Below are 20,922 nucleotides of genomic sequence, written 5' to 3' on the forward strand. Positions count from 1 at the left end.
ACGGCTTTCTCGGAGACATCATGAAGCTCGAAATGGTCCAGGTGGACGCCTTCACCGACACGGTGTTTTCCGGCAATTCGGCTGCCGTCGTGTTTCTCGACGACTGGCTGCCCGACACGGTGCTGCAGGGAATCGCGCTGGAAAACAATCTGGCCGAAACGGCATTCCTGAAGCCGCGGGACGACCAGTGGGACATACGCTGGTTCACGCCGACCGACGAAGTGCCGTTTTGCGGCCATGCCACGCTCGCCTCGGCATGCGCCCTGCACCGGCGCAAGGGCATCGAGCGGCCGATGCGGTTTTCGACGCGGCAGGTCGGCGACATCGTCGTGACGCCCGAAGGCAACGGCTACCGCATGGACATCCCGCGCTTCGACCCTGATTTCGACATTCCCGCAGACGCCCTCGTCAACAGCCTGCGCAGCGATGCCTGGGTAAAGACCTTCCGCAATCAGGAGAATTTCTTCGCCGAACTGGCTTCAGAGGCTGATGTGCTCGCTTACCAGCCCGACCTGCCGATGATTGCCAAACTCGGCTCCTTCGGCTTCTGCATCACGGCGCGCGGCGAAACGAGCGATTTCGTTTCCCGCTATTTCGCGCCGGGCGCCGGCATCCCCGAAGACCCGGTAACGGGCTCGACCCATGCGACGCTCGCTCCCTATTGGGCCGAGAAATTCGGCAAGAAGAACCTCACGGCGCGCCAGCTTTCCGCACGCGGCGGGACACTTGCCTGCGAGGTCACATCGGAACGCGTCTATCTGACGGGTAGCGCGGTGATCTATATGGACGCGCAGATCTACATTTCCCAGGCCTGATTTAGTCCGGCAAAGCATCCCAGCATGCCCGCTTTGCAAGCATCTGCTCTGCCGGCGGGCAGTGCCAATTTTCTGCCTGTGGACCGCGACGGCTTGCCACGCGGTCAAGGCTGGACAGGCCTCGATCAATCGGTATTTTGTGCACCGCACAATGGCCTTTGAGTCCCCTTTTCCTCCCAAAAGGCGCGGGCTCGCCATCAACAAGGAGCACAGTCATGATCGGGAAGAAAGTTCCTTCCGTCACCTTCCGCACCCGCGTCCGCGATGAGTCAATCGGCGGCCCGAATCCCTTCCGCTGGGAAGACAAGGCATCGTCCGACTATTTCGACGGCAAGCGTGTCGTCCTGTTTTCGCTGCCGGGCGCCTTCACGCCGACCTGCTCGACCTACCAGCTTCCTGACTTCGAAAAACTGCACGGCGAATTCCAGGCGCAGGGCATCGACGCGATCTACTGCATCTCAGTCAACGACGCCTTCGTCATGAACGCCTGGGGCAAGTCGCAGAACCTCGAAAACGTCAAGCTCATCCCGGACGGCTCGGGCGAATTCACCCGCAAAATGGGCATGCTGGTTGCCAAGGACAATCTCGGCTTCGGCATGCGTTCCTGGCGCTATGCTGCCGTCATCAACAATGGCCGCATCGAAAAATGGTTCGAGGAAGAAGGCTTCTCCGACAATTGCGACAGCGACCCTTACGGCCTGTCCTCGCCGCAGAACATCCTTGAAGCGCTCAAGGCCGACGACGTGGCCGAAGCCGCCTGAGCCTGACGGCAGCGAGCCAGAATATGATCAGCCCCGGCAGCGTCCGCGCGCCGGGGCTTTTTGTTGCCGGTAGCAATACGGTGTTCTAGGCTGCCTCCACCCGATATCGCTTCAGACGACAGGCTCATGGACCCAGACACGCACACCGTCGCGGAAGTCTTTCCCCACATCCGCATCATCATGGGCATGGTCATCGGCCTGGGCGTGACCCGGCTCTTGTCCGGTGTGGCGCGCATCGTCCAGCATCCACGCGGCTACCAGCTCTATCCCGTGCATCTCGCCTGGGTGGCGATGCTGCTTCTGATGCTCATCCATTTCTGGTGGTGGGAATTCGGCCTGTTTCAGATCCAGCACTGGACCTTCGGCAAATATCTCTTCCTCATCGGCTACGCCGTCATCCTCTTTCTCATGTGCGCGCTGCTGTTTCCCGACAGCATGCTCGACTACAAGAGCTACGAGGATTTCTTCATATCGCGGCGAGCGTGGTTCTTCGGCCTGCTGGCCTCGACCTATCTGCTCGATGTCATCGACACGCTGCTCAAGGGCCAAGAACATTTCGCGCGTTTCGGCAACGAGTATATGATCCGCACGCCGATTTTCTTCGCGCTATCCATCATCGCCATCTTCACGACGAACCGGACGTTTCATATCCTGTTCGTGGCGACGGCATTGATCTATCAGGCGTCATGGATTCTGCGCCTGTTTGACGACATCGTGTGATCGGGCAGGCGACGGAAAATCGAATTCGGAAAGGCATCTTTCTTCATGTACAAAGCCGTTGGTTCGCGCGGATCGCGGGTCAGCCGCGTCCTCTGGATGCTGGAGGAACTCGGGCTGCCTTATCAATTCGTCGAGGTCGCTCTGCGCTCGCCGGAAGCCTATGCGCTGAACCCCTCCGGCAAGGTGCCGGTGCTGATCGACGATGATCTGGTGGTGACCGATTCGGCTGCCATCTGCGTCTATCTCGGCGACAAGCACGCCGACAAAGGCATGGGCGCAAATCCGGGCATCACTGGGCGTGCCGAGATGGATTCCTGGATGCATTTCGCGCAGTCCGAATTCGAGGCGCCGCTGTGGAACAAGCTGCGCCACCGCTTTCTTCTGCCCAAGGACGTGCGGGTGGATGTCGGGCCAGCGGCGGCCCATGATTTTGCAAGCGAGGTCGAAGCGCTGGATCGCAGGCTCACCGGCAGGGAGTTCGCGCTGGGAGGCCGTTTCAGCGCCGTCGACGTACTGCTCGGCGATATCGGCGGCTGGGCGCGCGGCGGCAAGTTCAAGATCGCGTCCGACACGGTCAACGCCTATTTCGACCGCGTTCTGTCACGACCGGCCCGTGCCCGCGCCGACGCCAATGGAGGATCATTCCGATGAAGCTCGACATACGCACCGACTTCACCAAGCTGCCCCGCGCCGTCTCGGTTCTTGCCGCCGGTGAGGCGTCGGGAGAGCCGTTTGGTAGCGCCGCGCTCGCTCATGACGAGCGGCATCTGCGCCGTCGTGTCATCGAAATCACGGGCGGCGACAAGGTGCTTGTCGACCTGCCAAAGCCGATTGCGCTGGGCGACCGCGACCGGCTGGTGCTGGAGGACGGCCGCCAAATCGAAATCATCGCCGCCGACGAGCCGCTCTACGACATCCGCGCCCGCGACGCGGTACATCTGTCCGAGCTTGCCTGGCACATCGGCAACCGCCATCTCGCGGCAGGCATCGAGGCGGCCCGTATCCTCATCCTTCGCGACCACGTCATCAAGGCGATGCTGGAAGGGCTGGGCGCGACGGTGACGGATGTGTCGGAACCCTTCAAGCCCGTGCGTGGTGCCTATTCGGGCGAAACCGGCCATGGCCATTCGCATGGCCACGATCATGACCATGGGCATGATCACCATCATCACGACGGGCATCATCACCACCATGACTGAGCAGCCGCGACAGATGGCGCTGCTGCGCCTGATGACATGGCTTTCGCCGGTCTTCCCGGTCGGCGGCTTCTCCTACAGCCACGGGCTGGAGCAGGCGGTTCATGGCGGGCTGATCAACAGCCGCGAGACGCTGCTCGACTGGCTGTCGCAACTGATCGAGATCGGCTCCGGCTGGAACGACGCCGTGCTTTTCGCCGAGAGCTGGCGGCGCGCGCGCGATGGCGGCGACCTAGCGGAGCTGGCCGAACTCGCGGAAGCTTTGGCCGGTTCGCAGGAGCGGCATATGGAAACTATGCTGCAGGGCCAGGCCTTCGTCAGCGCCGCCCAATCATGGCCGCATCCTTTGCTCGCAAACCTGCCGGAAAGCTGCCCCTACTGCATCGCCGTCGGCGCGGTTTCCGGTGCGCATGGGATACCGCTCGAAGACGCGCTCGGCGCGTGGCTCCAGACTTTCGCGTCCAATCTCGTGCAGGCCTCGATACGCCTCGGCGTCACCGGCCAAAGCGGCGGCGTGGAAATCATCGCCGCGCTGGAAACGCTCACCACAGCCACCGCCGCGCGTGCAAAAAATTCGACTCTGGACGATCTTGGCACTACCACGCTGCTGTCCGACGTCATGGCCATGCGGCACGAAACCATGCATTCGCGGCTGTTCCGCTCCTGAAAGGATTTTTGTCCCATGAAATCGCAAAACGGCCCGCTTCGCATCGGCATCGGCGGCCCGGTCGGCTCAGGCAAGACGACACTGACGGAAAAGCTGTGCAAGGCGCTGCGCGACCACTATTCCATCGCCGTCGTCACCAACGACATCTACACGCGCGAAGACGCGATGATGCTGGCGCGGCTCCAGGCCCTGCCGGAAGAGCGTATTATCGGCGTCGAGACCGGCGGCTGCCCACACACCGCGATCCGCGAAGACGCCTCGATAAACCTCGCGGCCATCGCCGAGATGAACAAGCGCTTCCCCGACCTCGACATCATCTTCATCGAGTCCGGCGGCGACAATCTGGCCGCGACCTTCTCGCCCGATCTTGCCGATCTCAGCCTCTATGTTATCTCGGTCTGCCAGGGTGGCGACATTCCGCGCAAGGGCGGGCCGGCGATCACGCGCTCCGACTTCCTGATCATCAACAAGAGCGATCTTGCGCCCTACGTGAATGTCGACCTTGAGCTGATGGAAGAGGACGCGACCCGCGCGCGCGGAAAACGGCCGTTCGGCTTCACCGACCTGTCGCGCGGCACCGGGCTGCAGAAAGTCATCGATTTCATCATCGAGAATGGCGGTCTCCAAATAGACCAGCAGCGCCGCAGCGCTTGAGGCAGGGCCGGATTCAGGTTGCCGCGCAGGGCGCGTGAAGGCATCTTCAGGGAAAATCAGAAAGGGGAAAGCCATGAGCGTGACGCAACTGACCGCGAAGAGCCGCACCAACCTGCCCTTCTACGAGGAGCGCGTCGACCTTGCCTGCGCCTTCCGCTGGACGGCACGGCTCAATATGCATGAAGCCGTGGCCAATCATTTCTCGCTGGCCGTCAATGATGACGGCTCGCAGTTCCTGATGAACCCGAACCAGGTTCATTTCTCGCGCATCAAGGCGAGCGACCTTCTGCTGATCGACGCCAACGACCCCGAAACCATGAATGGCCCCGACGCGCCGGACCCGACTGCATGGGGCCTGCATGGCGCGGTGCATCGCAACTGCGCCCATGCGCGCTGCGTGCTGCATGTGCATTCCATCCATGCGACCGTTCTGGCCTCGCTTGCCGATTCCAAACTGCCGCCGGTCGACCAGAATTCGGCGATGTTCTTCAACCGCCACGTGGTCGATGAGCATTATGGCGGGCTGGCTTTCGAGGAAGAGGGCGAGCGCTGCTCGCAGCTTCTGGCCGATCCCAAGGTCAAGGTGATGGTCATGGGTAACCATGGCGTTCTGGTCATCGGCCACAGCGTGGCGGATGCCTTCAACCAGCTCTATTATTTCGAGCGTGCCGCCGAGACCTACATCAAGGCGCTGTGGACCGGGCGGCCGCTGCGCGTGCTTTCGGACGAGATCGCCGAGAAGACGGCGAGCGAGATGGACGACTATCCCGGCCAGGCCGAGCGCCATCTTGCCGAGCTGAAGGCAATCCTGGACGAGCAGGAACCGGCATATCGGAATTGATGGATCAATCCAGGCCGAGATGGCCGCGCAATTCTTCCGCGCTGGCGACATAGATCGCGCCGGGCAGGGCTTCAGCCGGCTGCTGTGGCCAGAACAGGGTGCGCATGCCGGCGGCAACGCCGGCGGATGCGCCCGTCCAGCTATCTTCGACCACGCAAGCCCCTGACGGATCGACCTCAGCCAGCCATGCGGCGCGCAGGAACGGCTCGGGATCGGGTTTGCCCAGGCGTACATCGTTGCGGGTGACGGTCTTTATGCCGGGACGGTCGATGCCGATGACGCGCATGTTGGCCTCGACGATCAGCCGGTCGGAATTCGATACTACCGCCTGCTGCGTGCCTTGCGCGCGCAGGTCGCGGAAGACTTCAACGGCACCGGGGCGCGGTTTCAGATTGCCGACATGTTCCATGTAGTAGACGTATTTGCGCACGATCCAGTCGTCGAAGGCGAGCTTTAGCCCGAACTCGTCATGCAGCATTTCGTAGACCGGCAGAGCGGCGATGCCGAGCACGCGATCGTGCAGGTCGGCCGGCGGGTTGATGCCGAGGCTTTTCAGGACGGCGATCAGCGCCTGCTCGTGCAGCGGCTCGCTGTCGATCAGCGTTCCGTCCATGTCCCAGAATACGGCTTGCGGCATCATCATAAAAATCCTTCCAAAACGGTCATAGAGCGTTTGCCGCCGGAGATAAACCGGATGAAGGCGATATCGCCCCGCGGCCCGGCGTCACGGCCATGAGCCCGCGAGAACCGGAAAAGTCGCCCGCGATCATATGCGAGCAATTGACGTTGGCGATAGACAATTGCGCGCGGACAAAATCCCTGCGAAGGTAATCGCTTCGGCCAAGACTGGCTTGGGAGGCACGGCACGCATCATGAATACCCGGCAGGAAACCGGCGGCGGACGGCTCGACGATGCGGCGCGCGCCGGCTGGCTCTATTATGTCGCCGGCAACACGCAGGACCAGATCGCCGGCAAGCTCGGCGTGTCGCGCCAGACCGCGCAGCGGCTGGTTTCACTCGCTGTTTCCGAAGGGCTGATCAAGGTTCGGGTCGATCATCCCATCGCCAATTGCCTCGATCTCGCGGCCAGGCTGAAATCGCGCTTCGCGCTCGATCTGGTCGAGGTCGTGCCGAGCGACCCGGATTCGACCTCGACGACGATCGGCATTGCGGGTGCGGCGGCGGCCGAAATCGAGAAGTGGCTGCGCAAGACCGAGCCCATCGTCATGGCGATCGGAACGGGGCGCACGCTGAAGGCCTCGATCGAGCAATTGCCGCCAATGGAGTGTCCGCAGCACAAGGTGGTGTCGCTGACCGGCAACATTTCGCCGGACGGCTCGGCCGCCTTCTACAACGTCATCTTCACCATGGCCGACAGGATCAAGGCGCGCAGTTTTCCGATGCCGCTGCCGGTCATCGCCTCGTCGCCCGAGGAGCGCGAGATGCTGCTCGGCCAGCCGATGATCCAGCCGACGCTGGCGCTGGCCGCGCGCGCCGACGTGACCTTCGTCGGCATCGGCGACCTCGGCCCAAAGGCGCCGCTCTATGAAGACGGCTTCATTTCCGAAAGCGAGCTGAAAGCCTTGCAGAAAGCCGGCGGCGTCGCCGAGATCGTCGGCTGGGTGTTCGACCGCGACGGCAAGCAGATCGACGGCATCACCAATGACCGCGTCGCCTCCGCACCGCTGCCGTCGCGCGAGAAATCGCTTGTCGTGGCGCTCGCCATGGGCGACCGCAAGCTGCCCGGCATACTGGCGGCCGTGACACGCCGGCTGGTCAACGGTCTGATTACCGACGAGCGCACGGCGGCGGCGCTGCTGGCGGGGTGAGGCAAATGGCAATTCCTTACGAAGAGACCGGGGAAATAGCAGTCCGCCTGAGCAGTGAAGAGGCGGTGGTGCTGTTTGAGTTGCTGTCGCGCTGGTGCAACGACACCGATCATCCAACGCCTGACCGCGCATGTTTCGAGGATCGAAGCGAGTGTGCGGTTCTGCACGGCGTGCTGAGCGATCTGGAGGCACAACTGGTCGCGCCGTTGCGCAGTGACTACAGGCAAATCGTCAGCCGCTCGCGCGAATTGCTGGCCGAGCGCTGGGATGGCAGCGATCTTCGTAAGTAGTTTTTGATATCCGCTCAGCCGATCGCAGCGGCTTCTTCATCGATTTTCCAGCCGGCGACCCAGCGCCTACGCAACGCCTCACCTTCGCCGTGGAAAAAGTCGTCGAGCAGCGCGCTGTCTTCGACGCGATTAGTGCGGAAATTGCGCAGGTCCTGGCGCAGCTCGCACCATGCGACGATGTTGGCGACCTCCGAATAATAGATCAGCGCGATCGGCCGGATGATCCTCTCGGTCGCGCGGCCATATTCGTCGCGGTAGCGGATTTCGATCTTCTGCTCATCGCGGATTGCGCGCCTGACCAGCGCGAAATCGACGCCTTCCGGCGGCGGCGCGACGTTACCCCAGGCGTGAAGGGCATTGCTGGCGAGCGTCTGGCGCAACGGCGCCGGCATGGCTGCGGCGATCTTCTGGTTCACCCGCTTTGCCGCCTGCTTGAGCTCAACGTCGCCGGTGCGTTCGAGAAGCGCCAGCGCCAGCACGATCGCCTCGGTTTCCTCGATGGAAAACATCAGCGGCGGCAGATCGAAACCGGGACGCAGGATGTAACCGATGCCGCGCCCGCCCTCGATCGGCACGCGCATCGCCTGAAGGGCGGCCACGTCGCGGTAGATGGAACGCTGCGTTACTTCCAGTTGCTCGGCGATCTGGGCGGCCGTCACCGGCTTTACCGCGAGCCTCAGTATCTGAATGATCTCGAATAGGCGTGACGCCTTGCGCATGCCGATTTTCCGTCGCGATCCACATCGCAACTGACAATACCCTGGCCATTGGCCTTCTGTATACGGCCCGTCATCGACTTGAAAAACAACGATATCGACGCGGGAAGCCGCGAAATGCGGGCGGGGCAACTGACATGACTTACACGGAAAATCTCTGGCTGTTCCTGACGCTGCTTTTCGGCATCATCATCGTGCCGGGCATGGACATGCTGTTCGTGCTGGCAAACTCGTTGACGCGGGGGCGCAATGCCGGCCTGTCCGCCACAGCCGGCGTCATGGCCGGCGGCGCGATCCACACGCTGTTCGGAGCCCTTGCCGTAGGCATCCTGACGACGCTAGCGCCTTCGGTGTTCACCGTCATGCTTTTTGTCGGGGCGGGCTATATGGCGTGGATCGGCATAACGCTGATGCGCAGTTCCATTGCCATCGACGCAGTCGGCACGGCTACGGCACGGTCATTGTGGGTGGCGTTCCGACAAGGCGCGGTGACCTGCCTGCTCAACCCGAAGGCCTATCTGTTCGTGCTGGCGGTCTATCCGCAATTCCTCAAGCCGCAATATGGCGCGATCTGGTCGCAGGCGCTGGTCATGGGCGTCATGACCGTGCTGATGCAGCTTGGCGTCTATGGCGGGCTGGCGCTTGCCGCCGGCAGGAGCCGCGACTTTCTCGTCTCGAGCCCGCAGGCGACAATGCTGGCGGGGCGTGTTGCCGGTGTCATCTTCATCGTCGTGGCAGGGCTCACCGCCTGGCATGGCTGGGCGGCGAGCTGAAGGTCAAAGGCTCTTGGGAGGCTGCGCAGGCGCTACTTGCGCCTGCCGCTCGGGTCGTTGCCGTCGAGGATGCCCATGTCGCGCTTGAGGTGATCAGGCAGAGTCCGGATGTCGAGCGAGGCAGCATGGCTCGTGGCGCGTGGCCAGGAAAACTGGCGGAATGCCCGCAGGAACTGGCTGGACGAATATGCGGTGTTCGACTTGGCGTGAACGTGTGACATGTTGGTCAGGTCTTTTTCAAGACCGCTCCTGTTTGATGCGTCGACCCTTTATTTGCGCCTGAAATGCGCTATTTTCCAATCGAACGTCGATCATCATGCATAAGGTGGCTTTATCCATCATGGCGTCACAGCTTCCGCCACTCCAGGCGATAAGGGTCTTCGAGGCCGCCGCCCGCCATGCCAGTTTCACCAAGGCGGCGGATGAACTCGGCATGACGCAGGCCGCCGTCAGCTACCAGATCAAGCTGCTGGAGGAGCGTGTCGGCGCGCCGCTTTTCCTGCGCAAGCCACGCCAGGTGACGCTTACGGAAACGGGCCAGCGGCTGGCGCCAACCATCACCGAAGCCTTCGGCATGATCGGCGAAGCCTATGCCGCCGCGCGCACCGGGGCAGAGGGGGTTTTGTGCGTCACCACCATCCTGACTTTTGCATCCAACTGGCTGGCCCGGCATCTCGGCGCCTTCCAGATCGAACACCCCAATCTCGCCGTTCGCCTCGACACCTCGACCCGGCTGATCGATTTCGCCCGCGAGGACGTCGATGTCGCCATCCGGGCGGGACCCGGCAACTGGCCGGGGCTCACCAAGCACTTCCTGTTCAAAGCCGACTTCACGCCCATGCTCAGCCCAAAACTTGCCGAAAGCATCGGCGGCCTGAAGGAGCCTGCCGACCTCTTGCGCCTGCCGGTGCTCGACCCGGGCGACTACTGGTGGAAGGAGTGGTTCACCGCTGCCGGCCTGCCGACCGACTCGCTGGAATCGCGGCCGCGCAACAGCCTCGGGGCGCAGGCCTATGAGGCAAGTGCTGCGATGGCCGGGAATGGCGTGGCGATCCTGACGCGCGCCCTGTTTTCGGCGGAACTCGCCGATGGCCGCCTGATCCAGCCCTTCGATCTGGTTGCCTGGGACGGCAACGCCTATTGGCTGGTCTATCCGGAGGCACGCCGCAACGTGCCCAAGATCCGCGCCTTTCGCGATTGGCTGCTTACCGCGGTGGAAGCCACGCTCGGCAAGTCCGAGCCGTGACGTTCACACCCTGCCGGATCTGGGGATTGCCCAGACATTCACCGGTTCGTCGCGCCCGCGCAGCGTGACGAGGCCATGGTCGACCAGCCCTGAAAGCGCATCGATCCCGTCCTCGCGCCCGACCGCCTTGACGAGCGACGCACCGACGCAGATGCCTGCGTCCAGTTCGCGGCACAGGGCCTGCAGGCGGCTGGCGACGTTGCAGGTGTCGCCCACCACGGCGATCGACAGATTGCGCTCGCTGCCGACGGCGCCGAGAACGACCGGGCCATACTGGCAGCCGATGCCGACCTCTATCGGCTCCTCACCCGCGGCAATGCGCCGGGCGTTCCATTCGTTCATCGAATTCATCATCGCCCATGCGCAGCGCATGGCCCGCGTGGCGTCCGTTTCCGTCGGCCGCGGCACGCCGAACGTCGCCATGATGCAGTCGCCGATATAGTTGTCGACCGTGCCGCCATGGTCGAACACGACCTGTTCCATGCGCCGATGAAATTGCCGCAGCAGTTCAAACACTTCTTCTGCCGGGTGGTCTTCGGAATAATTGGTGAAGCCGACGATATCGGCGAACACCACAGCAACCTCCTGACGCCGGACGGGACCGAACGGCTCGTCGGCCGACGCCAGTTCGTCGACGACGTTGGGCGAGAAATGCCGCGCCAGATTGATGCGCGATCGCTCCGCGGCGATGTAATCGTCAGCCAGCCTTCGGGAGCGCGAAACGACGATCGCCAATATGCCGGTGACGATCAGGATCAGTACCACATTGGCCGATTGGGCGATGATGTCGACGTAATTCGGATCCTGCGCGAAATGCAGCCGGTCAGTAAGCTCCATGTCGGATCTTATCTTGCTGGCGATATAGGTGCCCGGCCGCGAGATGACCCAGATTATCGCCCCCGTCCAGGACAGTGCGGCCGAAAGCCCGAGCCACAAGGCAAGGCGCGGCGAAAGCGTCAACGCGCCAAGGCTGACGAAGATCAGCAGATAGGCGAATGTGCCCTCGCGCAGATGCATTGCCGGCGGAATTATGTCTGTGCCGAATGGATTCCGGCCGACGATCAGAAAGGTGAGCAGCACGATGTCCAGCGTTCCGATCACCGCGCTTAGCCAGGGTGGGCTCAGCCGCCGTTTCACCAGCCGGTAGTTGATCAGGCCGATAATGTAGAAAAGGCCCAGGCTCGAAAGCGTGAAGACGAGAGCCGCACCCCATTTGGCAAAGGCCAGAAAAAACAAGGCGATGGCGACGAGGGCGGCCGAACGCGCCCAGTATTGCAGCCGCGCGCCCTCGCGCTCCGCGCGCGCCAGCATGGCCGACAGCCGAAACCGCCGCCGCTTACTTAGGCTTGTCGCAGCCTGGATAGCCTCAAGCGAAATGGTCGGCACATCTGCCTTCGGCTCTGTCTGACTATCGATCGACGGCAAGAGCGTCATCCAATCCCACCGCTTTCAGAAGCAGGCAACGGGGCCTCGCGGGCGGACTGCTTTGCGCCCGCACGGTCCGTTGATTCCTGCCAGTTTTAGCAAAACCCTCGATTACAGGCGTGAAAAATTTTCAACCGTGTTTCCCTCATTGAAACATCTTCACGCAACTGGCGCCGAATTTGGGGAGCCGGAGCGAAACCTGCAAGGGCCTAGGATGCCATTCAAAGTGCTGGATCGTCCTTTGTACGTCCGAATGGACGCACGGCGATCCAGGTGCTGCGGCGCAGCATCGAATCCGGGTTGACATAAATCACGGTAAGTGAATAATTGCCCACAGCCAAGGCAAATGCTCAACTTGGTCCTAGGGAGGAATATCGATGAAACTGACCACGCTCATTCTGGGCCTGTGTTCGGCCAGCGCGCTTGCATTCTCCGTGCATGCCGAATCCATAACCATTGCCACCGTCAACAATGGCGACATGGTCCGCATGCAGAAGCTGACGGAAGACTTCACGTCCAAGAACCCCGACATCCAGCTCGAATGGGTCACGCTCGAAGAGAACGTGCTGCGCGAGCGCGTCACCACCGACATCGCCACCAAGGGCGGCCAGTACGACGTCATGACCATCGGCACCTATGAGGTTCCGATCTGGGCCAAGCAGGGCTGGCTCCTGCCGCTCGACAATCTCGGCGCCGACTATGACGCCAAGGATATCATTCCGGCGATCGCCGGCGGCCTGTCGGCCGACGGCAAGCTCTATGCCGCGCCCTTCTATGGCGAGAGCTCCTTCGTCATGTATCGCAAGGACCTGATCGAGAAGGCCGGGCTCAAGATGCCCGACGCCCCGACATGGGACTTCATCGCCGACGCGGCCCGCAAGATGACCGACCGCGCCAACGACATCAACGGCATCTGCCTGCGCGGCAAGGCCGGCTGGGGCGAGAACATGGCCTTCCTGACCGCCATGTCCAACTCCTTCGGCGCGCGCTGGTTCGACGAAAAGTGGCAGCCGCAGTTCGACCAGCCCGAATGGAAGAAGACGCTTCAGTTCTATGTCGACCTGATGAAGGATGCCGGTCCGGCCGGTTCCTCCTCCAACGGTTTCAACGAGAACCTGGCGCTGTTCCAGCAGGGCAAGTGCGGCATGTGGATCGACGCCACCGTTGCTGCCTCATTCGTCTCGAACCCGAAGGACTCCACCGTTGCCGACAAGGTAGGCTATGCGCTGGCGCCTGACACCGGCCTCGGCAAGCGCGGCAACTGGCTGTGGGCATGGTCGCTCGGCATTCCGGCCGGCACGCAGAAGGCTGCCTCGGCTGAAAAGTTCGTCGCCTGGGCAACCGGCAAGGGCTATCTCGACCTCGTCGCCTCGAAGGAAGGCTGGGCCAACGTTCCCCCGGGAACGCGCACCTCGCTCTATGAGAACCCCGAGTACCAGAAGGCCGCGCCCTTCGCCAAGATGACGCTCGACTCGATCAACTCGGCCGATCCGACCAAGCCGACCGTCAAGCCGGTGCCTTATGTCGGCGTGCAGTTCGTGGCCATCCCTGAATTCCAGGGCCTGGGCACGACGGTGGGCCAGCTGTTCTCGGCAGCCCTTGCCGGCCAATCCAGCGTCGATGACGCGCTTGCGGCAGCTCAGACTGCTTCGGTCCGCGAAATGACCCGGGCCGGCTACATCAAATAAGGCATCGTTTTGATGCCTTGGGCCGTCCGGTTCCCAGTCCGGGCGGCCCGCCCCAACCATGTTGGCGTCCGCGTACAGAAGGCGTGACTGCCAGGCTCGCCCCAAGGGGCTGCTCATTCGACCGGCGCGCCAGGCGCCGCCTGTGGTGAAGACAACCGGGACGGTTCTTTCAAACCGAGGGTGAACCATGGCTACTCAACAAACCCGAACGCTTGCGCGCTTCATGATGGCGCCGTCGGTGTTCCTGCTCCTGATCTGGATGATCGTGCCGCTGGCAATGACGCTGTGGTTCTCGTTCCAGAACTACAATCTGCTCAACCCGGCCAATGTCAGTTTCGCAGGGCTGTTCAACTACCAGTTCTTCTACACCGATCCGGCCTTCTTCCAGTCGATCTGGAACACGCTGCTGATCGTCGTCGGCGTCCTGCTGATCACCGTCATCGGCGGTACCGCGCTGGCGCTGCTGCTCGACCAGCCGATGTTCGGCCAGGGCATCGTGCGCATCCTGGTGATCTCGCCCTTCTTCGTCATGCCACCGGTGGCGGCACTGGTGTGGAAGAACATGATCATGCATCCGGGCTACGGCGTCTTTGCCGGCATCTCGAAATCGCTCGGCTTTCAGCCGGTCGACTGGTTCGCGCAATACCCGCTGTTTTCGATCATCATCATCGTCGCCTGGCAGTGGCTGCCCTTCGCCACCCTGATCCTGCTCACCGCCCTGCAATCGCTTGACGGCGAGCAGAAGGAGGCCGCCGAGATGGACGGCGCCGGTTTCGTCAGCCGCTTCATCCATCTGACGATCCCGCATATGTCGCGGGCGATCACTGTAGTCATCCTGATCCAGACCATCTTCCTGCTTGGCGTCTATGCCGAAATCCTCGTCACCACCAATGGCGGCCCGGGTTACGCATCGACCAACCTGCCCTTCCTGATCTACCGCACCGCGCTCCTCGGCTACGACGTCGGCGGGGCATCAGCGGGCGGCATCATCGCGGTCATCCTCGCCAACATCGTCGCCTTCTTCCTGATGCGCGCCGTTGGCAAGAACCTCGACAAATAGGAGAGAACCATGGCACGCGCAGTTTCGACACAGGCCAAGGTCGGATGGACTATCGCCGCCTGGGTGATCGCCCTTCTGATCTTCTTTCCGATCCTCTACACGATCATCACCTCGTTCAAATCCGAGACCGAGGCGATCGCCGGCTTCAAGCTGATCCCGTCGGGAACGCTGGAGAGCTATGCCGAGGTTCAGTCGCAGAGCAACTACTTCAAGTTCTTCCTGAACTCGGTGGTGATCTCCGTCGGCTCGACCATCCTCGCCTTGCTCGTCGCGGTACCGGCGGCCTGGTCGATGGCGTTTTCGCCGACCAAGCGAACCAAGGACATCCTGATGTGGATGCTCTCCACCAAGATGATGCCGGCGGTGGCGGTTCTGGTTCCGATGTATCTGATCTTTCGGGACTGGGGGCTTCTCGACAGCCGCATCGGGCTGACCGTGATGCTGATGCTGATCAACCTGCCGATCGTGGTGTGGATGCTCTACACTTACTTCCGCGAAATCCCGGGCGAGATCCTGGAGGCCTCGCGCATGGATGGAGCAACCCTCTGGGGCGAGATCGTCTATGTGCTGACGCCGATGGCTATCCCCGGCATCGCCTCGACCATGCTGCTCAACATCATCCTCGCCTGGAATGAAGCCTTCTGGACGATCCGGCTTTCGACCACCAACGCGGCACCGCTCACCGCCTTCATCGCCTCGTTCTCCAGCCCACAAGGCCTGTTCTGGGCCAAGCTGTCGGCGGCCTCGACGCTGGCGATCGCGCCGATCCTGATCATGGGCTGGTTCAGCCAGAAACAGCTGGTCCGCGGCCTGACATTCGGTGCTGTGAAGTAACGAAGACAAAAGCCCTTCGGGGGAGGAAATCATGGGAAACATCACGCTCAAGCAAGTGTCGAAGTCCTTCGGGGCGACGGTCATCATTCCGAAAATCGACCTCGTCATCGAAGACGGCGAGTTCGTCGTCTTCGTCGGCCCTTCGGGTTGCGGCAAGTCCACGCTGCTCAGGCTGATAGCCGGGCTGGAAGACACCAGCGGCGGCACCATCAACATCGACGGGCGCGACGTGACCGGCGAGGCGCCGGCCAAGCGCAAGCTCGCCATGGTGTTCCAGTCCTATGCGCTCTACCCGCATATGACGGTGGCCAAGAACATCGCCTTCCCGCTCAAGATGGCCGGCGAGACCCAGGCCAGCATCGACAAGAAGGTGCAGGACGCAGCGCGCGTTCTGAACCTCACCAACTATCTCGAGCGCCGGCCAGGCCAGCTTTCCGGCGGCCAGCGCCAGCGCGTCGCCATCGGCCGCGCCATCGTGCGCCAGCCTTCCGCCTTTCTGTTCGACGAACCGCTGTCCAATCTCGACGCCGCCCTTCGCGGCACGATGCGGCTGGAGATCAGCGAGCTTCACCACCAGCTCAAGACGACGATGATCTACGTCACCCACGATCAGGTCGAGGCAATGACCATGGCCGACAAGATCGTGGTGCTGAATGCCGGCAATATCGAGCAGGTCGGCTCGCCGATGGAGCTCTACAAGACGCCGAAGAACCTGTTCGTCGCCGGCTTCATCGGCTCGCCGAAGATGAACCTCATTACCGGCGCGCCGGCTGCGAAGGTCGGCGCGACGACCGTCGGCGTCCGCCCCGAGCACCTCGCCATCTCGAAAACCTCCGGCGACTGGAAGGCAACCGTCGGCGTTGCCGAGCATCTCGGCTCCGACACCTTCCTGCATGTCCATTCCGACGGCGTCGGCCCGCTCACCGTGCGCGGCGACGGTGAAATCGCGGTCAAGCATGGCGACACGATTTTCCTGACGCCCGATCCATCGAAACTGCACCGCTTCGGTGCCGACGGGAGAGCAATTTGACACAAAGACTGAAGGGCAAGTCCGCCCTGATCACGGGTGCTGCGCGCGGCATCGGCCGCGCCTTCGCGGAGGCCTATATCCACGAGGGTGCGACTGTTGCGATCGGCGATATCAATCTCGATGCGGCGATGAAGACCGCTGACGAGATCGGCCCATCGGCCTATGCCGTCAGCCTCGACGTGACCAACCAGACATCGATCGAGGCGGCGATCAAGGCGGTCGAGCAGAAGACAGGCGGGCTCGACATCCTGATCAACAATGCAGCACTTTTCGATCTGGCGCCGATCGTCGATATCACCAAGGCGAGCTACGACAAGCTGTTTTCCGTCAATGTCGCCGGCACGCTGTTCACCATGCAGGCCGCCGCCCGCTCGATGATCGCGCGGGGCAAGGGCGGCAAGATCATCAACATGGCAAGCCAGGCCGGGCGTCGCGGCGAGGCGCTGGTCGCCGTCTACTGCGCCACCAAGGCCGCCGTCATCAGCCTGACCCAATCGGCCGGACTCGACCTCATCAAGCACGGCATCAACGTCAACGCCATCGCGCCCGGCGTCATCGATGGCGAGCACTGGGACGGTGTCGATGCGCTGTTTGCCAAGCACGAGAAACTGGCAAAGGGCGAGAAGAAAAAGCTCGTCGGCGAGGCGGTGCCGTTCGGCCGCATGGGCACGGCGCAGGATATCACCGGCATGGCGATCTTCCTCGCCAGCGCGGAAGCCGAATACATCGTCGCCCAGACCTACAATGTCGATGGCGGCAATTGGATGAGTTGATTTTCCCTTCTCCCCTTGTGGGAGAAGGTGGCCGAGCGGAGCGAGGTCGGATGAGGGGTGTTGGCAGGATCGCCAGCGTCTCATTTCTTCCAACACCCCTCATCCGTCTCGGCGCTGCGCGCCGATCCACCTTCTCCCACAAGGGGAGAAGGTGTCGCGAACTTCGGCGCCCAAAAGAGAAAGCGTCGAAACATGCCCGTAAAACTCTCCCAAACGACCCTCCGGCACCTCCCCGCCAAAGTCGCTGGCCCGAAATACGACCGCGCCTCGCTCACTCCCGGCATCCTGCATTTCGGCGTCGGCAATTTCCATCGTGCGCATCAGGCCGTCTATCTCGACGACCTCTTCAATGAAGGCCGCGACCATGATTGGGCACTGGTCGGCGCGGGCGTTTTCGAGGGCGAGAAGGTCGGGCGCGAAAAGCTCGCCGGGCAGGATTTTCTCACGACTGTTGTCGAGCAGGATGAAGGTCACATGGCAGCGCGCGTAACCGCCGCGATGACTGATTTTCTGGTCCCGGGCGATATGAAAGCGATCATTAGCCGGCTTTCCGATTCAAAAATTCGTATTGTCTCGCTGACCATTACCGAAGGCGGCTATTTCATCGATCCGGCCTCGGGCAAGTTCAATCCCGCGCACCCCGACATCGTCAGTGACGCCGGCAATCCCAATGCGCCAAAAACCGTCTTCGGTCTCATCCTGGCCGGGCTGGCGCGGCGGCGCGTGGAAGGCACGCCGGCCTTCACTGTCATGTCCTGCGACAACATCCCCCACAATGGGCACGTGACTGCCGATGCGGTGATCGGGCTGGCGCAGCTCAGCGATCCCGATTTCGCCCGCTGGGTGGCGGAAAATGTCGCTTTCCCGAATGGCATGGTCGATCGCATCACACCGGCAACGACCGACCGCGAGCGCAAGCTCCTGGTGCAAGAATTCGGCCTGGCGGACAACTGGCCGGTGTTCTGCGAGCCGTTCCGGCAATGGGTGCTGGAAGACAATTTCCCGACCGGCAGGCCGGCGCTGGAGGCCGTCGGCGTTACCTTCGTGCAGGACGTGTCGCCGTTCGAGCTGATGAAGATCCGCATCCTCAATGGCGGTCACGCGACGATCGCCTATCCCGCCGGATTGATGGATATCCATTTTGTGCACGAGGCGATGCAGGAGCCGCTGGTGCGCGATTTCCTCGCCAAGCTGGAGCGCGAGGAGATCATCCCGACCGTGCCGCCGGTTCCGGGCGTGGTGCTGGAAGACTATTTCAAGCTGATCGAAAAACGCTTCTCCAACCCCAAGATCGGCGATACCGTGCGGCGGCTCTGCCTCGACGGCTCCAACCGCCAGCCGAAATTCATCATCCCGACCATCTCCGACCGGCTGAAGGCCGGCAAGGACGTCTCCGGCCTCGCGCTCGAATCGGCGCTGTGGTGCCGCTATTGCTTCGGCACCACGGATTCAGGAGCGCTCATCGAACCCAACGACCCGAATTGGGAGCGCCTGCAGAAAACCGCGCGTGCGGCCAAGGACGATCCCTCGGCATGGCTTGCGATGGAGGATATCTATGGCGAGGTCGGGCGCTCGCCGGTCTTTGCCGCCGCCTTCGCCTGGAATCTGAAAACGCTGTGGGAAAAAGGCGCGCGCGAGACGCTGAAGCTCTATCTGGCCGGCGCGCTATAGAGTCAGACCGCGCTGGCCCCTTGCGCCCTATCCGGTGGGCATTATTCTGCCTGCCATGATGCTTCGCCCTCACTCCCCGAAATCAAGAAAGTCCGCCTGCTGATGGCGGGGTTCGTCTGCGCCGTCGATGTCGGAACCGGCAGCGCGCGCGCCGGCATTCTCGATCGTGACGGCAATCTGCTCGGCCGCGCCGACCACAGAATAGCGATGCGCCAGCCGAAACCCGGCCATGCCGAGCATGATTCGGAAGATATCTGGTCGGCCGTCTGCGCGGCAGTGAAGGCTGCGCGCGAGAAGGCCGAGGTGAAGCCGGAAGACATAGTCGGCATTTCCTTCGATGCCACCTGCTCGCTGGTGGTGCGCGATGTGGATGCAAACCAGCTCGGCGTTTCCGGCGACGGCGACAAGCGCTGGGACACCATCGTCTGGCTGGACCACCGGGCGCTGGCCGAGGCCGACGAATGCACCGCCACAGGGCATCATGTGCTCGACCATGTCGGCGGCGTGATGTCGCCGGAGATGGAAATTCCCAAGCTGATGTGGCTGAAGCGCCATCTGCCCGGCCAGTGGCAGAAGACCGGATATTTCTTCGATCTGGCCGATTTCCTGACCTGGAAGGCTTCTGGCTCGACGGCGCGCTCGCAATGCACGCTGACCTGCAAATGGACCTATCTCGCCCATGAGAGCCCCGGCTGGCAGGACGATTTTCTCAACACGGTAGCACTCGGCGACCTTCTGGCGCGGGGAAATCTGCCCGACCGAGCAAGCCCCGTCGGCGCCGATCTCGGCCCGCTTACCCCGCAGGCCACGGAAGCGCTCGGCCTCACCACCGCCTGCCGCGTCGGCTCCGGGCTGATCGATGCCTATGCCGGCGCGCTTGGCGTGCTCGGCCGCTTCGTCGGCGATTTCGCCAGCATAGAGCGTCACATGGCGCTGATTGCCGGCACGTCGAGCTGCGTCATGGCGATGTCACCGGAACCGCGTCCCTTCACCGGGGGCTGGGGCCCCTATTTCGGGGTCACGCTGGCCGACTGCTGGACGAGCGAGGGCGGTCAATCGGCAACGGGCGCGCTGCTCGACCACATCATCCGCTGGCATGGCGCCGGCGGCGAACCGGATGCCGCCATGCATGGCAGAATCGCCGAGCGCGTCATGGCGCTGCGCGCCGAAGAAGGCGAGGCCTTTGCGTCGCGGCTGCAGGTGCTGCCGGATTTTCATGGCAACCGCTCGCCGCTGGCCGACTCGCATGCGGTCGGCGTCATCTCCGGGCTGACGCTTGACGCCTCCTTCGACAGCCTGTGCCGGCTCTACTGGCGCACCGCCGTCGGCATCGCGCTCGGCGTGCGCCACATTCTCGAGACGCTGAACGAGAACGGCTATGTCATCGACACACTGCACGTCACCGGCGGCCACACCAAGAACCCGCTGCTGATGGAACTCTATGCCGATGCAACCGGCTGCACGGTGATAGAACCTTTAGCCGACGAAGCAGTCCTGCTCGGCACCGGCATGGCGGCAGCCGCCGCCGGTGGCCTCTATCCGACACTTGCCGAGGCAGCGGCGGCCATGCAGCAGGGCGGGCGCGAGCGCAAACCCAATCCCGCGGCGCGGAAAAGCTTCGAGCGCGACTACCGGATTTTTCTGGAGATGCACCGCCAGCGGCAGGTGCTGGAGGGGCTGTAGGCGGTAGTGACATGCATCGAGGCGTTACTCGCAGGCGTCATCCCGGGCGACCATAGCAAAGCGAAGGGAGACCCGGGACCCATTGGCCAGGGCATCGTCGAGAACGGCCCGGTCCTCGGCCTGGCACGCTTCAATACCGATGTGCGAACTCAGTACCCGGCCGAGCTGGTCAATGGGTCCCTGTGTGTTGTGTTTGTGGCATGATGGTTGCGGGCGGGAGGCCGATGGGTCCCAGGTCATGGAGACCGCG

At 62.6% G+C, this 20,922-nt stretch carries 24 protein-coding genes; 19 read left to right on the forward strand and 5 right to left on the reverse strand.

Annotated features, from left to right (window positions below; translation table 11 throughout):
• The first annotated feature begins 20 nt into the window (after positions 1-20).
• The 8 genes from WBQ96_RS18055 (at position 21) to WBQ96_RS18090 (ending at position 5,654) form a co-directional block, all read left to right on the forward strand.
• Complete coding sequence (locus WBQ96_RS18055; protein WP_336552477.1) at positions 21-815, forward strand: PhzF family phenazine biosynthesis protein; 795 nt, start codon at positions 21-23, stop codon at positions 813-815.
• 215 nt (positions 816-1,030) lie between these two features.
• Positions 1,031-1,576, forward strand: coding sequence for a peroxiredoxin (locus tag WBQ96_RS18060; RefSeq protein WP_336552478.1), 546 nt, complete (start codon positions 1,031-1,033; stop codon positions 1,574-1,576).
• A gap of 126 nt (positions 1,577-1,702) precedes the next feature.
• Positions 1,703-2,296, forward strand: coding sequence for a hypothetical protein (locus WBQ96_RS18065; RefSeq protein ID WP_336552480.1), 594 nt, complete (start codon positions 1,703-1,705; stop codon positions 2,294-2,296).
• Positions 2,297-2,341: 45 nt separating this feature from the next.
• Positions 2,342-2,947, forward strand: a complete 606-nt coding sequence (locus WBQ96_RS18070) for a glutathione S-transferase family protein (RefSeq protein ID WP_336552482.1) — start codon at positions 2,342-2,344, stop codon at positions 2,945-2,947.
• Positions 2,944-3,495 carry an urease accessory protein UreE gene (locus WBQ96_RS18075; protein WP_336552485.1) on the forward strand — a complete coding sequence of 184 codons (552 nt, stop codon included), beginning with the start codon at positions 2,944-2,946 and terminating at the stop codon, positions 3,493-3,495. The genes WBQ96_RS18070 and WBQ96_RS18075 overlap by 4 nt, the downstream gene beginning before the upstream one ends.
• Positions 3,428-4,159 carry an urease accessory protein UreF gene (locus tag WBQ96_RS18080; protein WP_442920851.1) on the forward strand — a complete coding sequence of 244 codons (732 nt, stop codon included), beginning with the start codon at positions 3,428-3,430 and terminating at the stop codon, positions 4,157-4,159. Before WBQ96_RS18075 ends, WBQ96_RS18080 begins: the two co-directional genes overlap by 68 nt.
• Positions 4,160-4,174: 15 nt before the next feature.
• A complete protein-coding gene (ureG, locus tag WBQ96_RS18085) occupies positions 4,175-4,813 on the forward strand; it encodes an urease accessory protein UreG (RefSeq protein WP_336552486.1) in 639 nt (212 codons plus the stop codon).
• A gap of 73 nt (positions 4,814-4,886) precedes the next feature.
• Positions 4,887-5,654 (forward strand): class II aldolase and adducin N-terminal domain-containing protein, encoded by a 768-nt coding sequence (locus WBQ96_RS18090; RefSeq protein WP_336552488.1) that lies wholly within the window; start codon positions 4,887-4,889, stop codon positions 5,652-5,654.
• A gap of 4 nt (positions 5,655-5,658) precedes the next feature.
• Here WBQ96_RS18090 and WBQ96_RS18095 read toward each other — a convergent pair whose 3' ends face one another.
• Positions 5,659-6,294, reverse strand: coding sequence for an HAD family hydrolase (locus WBQ96_RS18095; protein ID WP_336552525.1), 636 nt, complete (start codon positions 6,292-6,294; stop codon positions 5,659-5,661).
• Positions 6,295-6,526: 232 nt separating this feature from the next.
• Here WBQ96_RS18095 and WBQ96_RS18100 point away from each other — a divergent pair, with 232 nt between their 5' ends.
• Positions 6,527-7,483 (forward strand): sugar-binding transcriptional regulator, encoded by a 957-nt coding sequence (locus WBQ96_RS18100; RefSeq protein ID WP_336552489.1) that lies wholly within the window; start codon positions 6,527-6,529, stop codon positions 7,481-7,483.
• A 5-nt stretch (positions 7,484-7,488) separates the two neighbouring features.
• On the forward strand, positions 7,489-7,773 hold the full coding sequence (locus WBQ96_RS18105) for a hypothetical protein (RefSeq protein WP_336552491.1): 285 nt from the start codon (positions 7,489-7,491) through the stop codon (positions 7,771-7,773).
• A 14-nt stretch (positions 7,774-7,787) separates the two neighbouring features.
• Here WBQ96_RS18105 and WBQ96_RS18110 read toward each other — a convergent pair whose 3' ends face one another.
• Positions 7,788-8,492, reverse strand: a complete 705-nt coding sequence (locus tag WBQ96_RS18110; RefSeq protein ID WP_336552493.1) for a helix-turn-helix transcriptional regulator — start codon at positions 8,490-8,492, stop codon at positions 7,788-7,790.
• 134 nt (positions 8,493-8,626) lie between these two features.
• Here WBQ96_RS18110 and WBQ96_RS18115 point away from each other — a divergent pair, with 134 nt between their 5' ends.
• Entirely contained in the window at positions 8,627-9,262 is a 636-nt protein-coding gene (locus WBQ96_RS18115) for a LysE family translocator (protein ID WP_336552496.1), read from the forward strand.
• 32 nt (positions 9,263-9,294) lie between these two features.
• On the opposite strand, the gene WBQ96_RS18120 is transcribed toward WBQ96_RS18115, so the two are convergent.
• Positions 9,295-9,483 carry a hypothetical protein gene (locus WBQ96_RS18120; RefSeq protein ID WP_336552498.1) on the reverse strand — a complete coding sequence of 63 codons (189 nt, stop codon included), beginning with the start codon at positions 9,481-9,483 and terminating at the stop codon, positions 9,295-9,297.
• A 119-nt stretch (positions 9,484-9,602) separates the two neighbouring features.
• On the opposite strand from WBQ96_RS18120, the gene gcvA reads away from it, so the two are divergent.
• Positions 9,603-10,508, forward strand: a complete 906-nt coding sequence (gene gcvA / locus WBQ96_RS18125) for a transcriptional regulator GcvA (RefSeq protein WP_336552499.1) — start codon at positions 9,603-9,605, stop codon at positions 10,506-10,508.
• 3 nt (positions 10,509-10,511) lie between these two features.
• On the opposite strand, the gene WBQ96_RS18130 is transcribed toward gcvA, so the two are convergent.
• The gene (locus tag WBQ96_RS18130) at positions 10,512-11,942 is read right to left on the reverse strand and encodes an adenylate/guanylate cyclase domain-containing protein (protein ID WP_336552500.1); all 1,431 of its coding nucleotides are present in this window, start codon (positions 11,940-11,942) and stop codon (positions 10,512-10,514) included.
• Between the two features lie 368 nt (positions 11,943-12,310).
• Between WBQ96_RS18130 and WBQ96_RS18135 the strand changes: the two genes are divergently transcribed.
• The 7 genes from WBQ96_RS18135 (at position 12,311) to WBQ96_RS18165 (ending at position 20,672) form a co-directional block, all read left to right on the forward strand.
• On the forward strand, positions 12,311-13,621 hold the full coding sequence (locus tag WBQ96_RS18135) for an ABC transporter substrate-binding protein (RefSeq protein WP_336552501.1): 1,311 nt from the start codon (positions 12,311-12,313) through the stop codon (positions 13,619-13,621).
• Positions 13,622-13,808: 187 nt separating this feature from the next.
• Entirely contained in the window at positions 13,809-14,681 is an 873-nt protein-coding gene (locus tag WBQ96_RS18140) for a carbohydrate ABC transporter permease (protein ID WP_165119103.1), read from the forward strand.
• A 9-nt stretch (positions 14,682-14,690) separates the two neighbouring features.
• Positions 14,691-15,515 carry a carbohydrate ABC transporter permease gene (locus WBQ96_RS18145; protein WP_336552503.1) on the forward strand — a complete coding sequence of 275 codons (825 nt, stop codon included), beginning with the start codon at positions 14,691-14,693 and terminating at the stop codon, positions 15,513-15,515.
• A 31-nt stretch (positions 15,516-15,546) separates the two neighbouring features.
• Positions 15,547-16,545 (forward strand): ABC transporter ATP-binding protein, encoded by a 999-nt coding sequence (locus WBQ96_RS18150; protein WP_336552505.1) that lies wholly within the window; start codon positions 15,547-15,549, stop codon positions 16,543-16,545.
• Positions 16,542-17,318, forward strand: a complete 777-nt coding sequence (locus tag WBQ96_RS18155; RefSeq protein ID WP_336552507.1) for an L-iditol 2-dehydrogenase — start codon at positions 16,542-16,544, stop codon at positions 17,316-17,318. Before WBQ96_RS18150 ends, WBQ96_RS18155 begins: the two co-directional genes overlap by 4 nt.
• Before the next feature lie 192 nt (positions 17,319-17,510).
• Positions 17,511-18,989 (forward strand): mannitol dehydrogenase family protein, encoded by a 1,479-nt coding sequence (locus tag WBQ96_RS18160; protein ID WP_336552509.1) that lies wholly within the window; start codon positions 17,511-17,513, stop codon positions 18,987-18,989.
• A gap of 102 nt (positions 18,990-19,091) precedes the next feature.
• Positions 19,092-20,672, forward strand: a complete 1,581-nt coding sequence (locus WBQ96_RS18165) for an FGGY-family carbohydrate kinase (protein ID WP_336552511.1) — start codon at positions 19,092-19,094, stop codon at positions 20,670-20,672.
• 24 nt (positions 20,673-20,696) lie between these two features.
• Here WBQ96_RS18165 and WBQ96_RS18170 read toward each other — a convergent pair.
• Positions 20,697-20,922 (reverse strand): hypothetical protein (locus tag WBQ96_RS18170; protein WP_336552512.1); only part of this gene is annotated, 226 nt, incomplete at its 5' end.

This window comes from Mesorhizobium sp. CCNWLY176 (assembly GCF_037153935.1).
Lineage (GTDB): Bacteria > Pseudomonadota > Alphaproteobacteria > Rhizobiales > Rhizobiaceae > Mesorhizobium_M > Mesorhizobium_M zhangyense.

What these genes read in the sequence shown, in the direction of transcription:
- WBQ96_RS18080 (WP_442920851.1), top strand. Translation starts at nt 3,428, where the DNA reads ATGGCCACGATCATGACCATGGGCATGATCACCATCATCACGACGGGC.
- WBQ96_RS18120 (WP_336552498.1), bottom strand. Translation starts at nt 9,483, where the DNA reads ATGTCACACGTTCACGCCAAGTCGAACACCGCATATTCGTCCAGCCAG.
- WBQ96_RS18100 (WP_336552489.1), top strand. Translation starts at nt 6,527, where the DNA reads ATGAATACCCGGCAGGAAACCGGCGGCGGACGGCTCGACGATGCGGCG.
- WBQ96_RS18150 (WP_336552505.1), top strand. Translation starts at nt 15,547, where the DNA reads ATGGGAAACATCACGCTCAAGCAAGTGTCGAAGTCCTTCGGGGCGACG.
- WBQ96_RS18145 (WP_336552503.1), top strand. Translation starts at nt 14,691, where the DNA reads ATGGCACGCGCAGTTTCGACACAGGCCAAGGTCGGATGGACTATCGCC.
- WBQ96_RS18055 (WP_336552477.1), top strand. Translation starts at nt 21, where the DNA reads ATGAAGCTCGAAATGGTCCAGGTGGACGCCTTCACCGACACGGTGTTT.
- gcvA (WP_336552499.1), top strand. Translation starts at nt 9,603, where the DNA reads ATGGCGTCACAGCTTCCGCCACTCCAGGCGATAAGGGTCTTCGAGGCC.
- WBQ96_RS18075 (WP_336552485.1), top strand. Translation starts at nt 2,944, where the DNA reads ATGAAGCTCGACATACGCACCGACTTCACCAAGCTGCCCCGCGCCGTC.
- WBQ96_RS18130 (WP_336552500.1), bottom strand. Translation starts at nt 11,942, where the DNA reads ATGACGCTCTTGCCGTCGATCGATAGTCAGACAGAGCCGAAGGCAGAT.
- WBQ96_RS18105 (WP_336552491.1), top strand. Translation starts at nt 7,489, where the DNA reads ATGGCAATTCCTTACGAAGAGACCGGGGAAATAGCAGTCCGCCTGAGC.
- WBQ96_RS18095 (WP_336552525.1), bottom strand. Translation starts at nt 6,294, where the DNA reads ATGATGCCGCAAGCCGTATTCTGGGACATGGACGGAACGCTGATCGAC.
- WBQ96_RS18160 (WP_336552509.1), top strand. Translation starts at nt 17,511, where the DNA reads ATGCCCGTAAAACTCTCCCAAACGACCCTCCGGCACCTCCCCGCCAAA.
- WBQ96_RS18135 (WP_336552501.1), top strand. Translation starts at nt 12,311, where the DNA reads ATGAAACTGACCACGCTCATTCTGGGCCTGTGTTCGGCCAGCGCGCTT.
- WBQ96_RS18060 (WP_336552478.1), top strand. Translation starts at nt 1,031, where the DNA reads ATGATCGGGAAGAAAGTTCCTTCCGTCACCTTCCGCACCCGCGTCCGC.
- WBQ96_RS18110 (WP_336552493.1), bottom strand. Translation starts at nt 8,492, where the DNA reads ATGCGCAAGGCGTCACGCCTATTCGAGATCATTCAGATACTGAGGCTC.
- WBQ96_RS18070 (WP_336552482.1), top strand. Translation starts at nt 2,342, where the DNA reads ATGTACAAAGCCGTTGGTTCGCGCGGATCGCGGGTCAGCCGCGTCCTC.
- WBQ96_RS18165 (WP_336552511.1), top strand. Translation starts at nt 19,092, where the DNA reads ATGGCGGGGTTCGTCTGCGCCGTCGATGTCGGAACCGGCAGCGCGCGC.
- WBQ96_RS18090 (WP_336552488.1), top strand. Translation starts at nt 4,887, where the DNA reads ATGAGCGTGACGCAACTGACCGCGAAGAGCCGCACCAACCTGCCCTTC.
- WBQ96_RS18115 (WP_336552496.1), top strand. Translation starts at nt 8,627, where the DNA reads ATGACTTACACGGAAAATCTCTGGCTGTTCCTGACGCTGCTTTTCGGC.
- ureG (WP_336552486.1), top strand. Translation starts at nt 4,175, where the DNA reads ATGAAATCGCAAAACGGCCCGCTTCGCATCGGCATCGGCGGCCCGGTC.
- WBQ96_RS18140 (WP_165119103.1), top strand. Translation starts at nt 13,809, where the DNA reads ATGGCTACTCAACAAACCCGAACGCTTGCGCGCTTCATGATGGCGCCG.
- WBQ96_RS18065 (WP_336552480.1), top strand. Translation starts at nt 1,703, where the DNA reads ATGGACCCAGACACGCACACCGTCGCGGAAGTCTTTCCCCACATCCGC.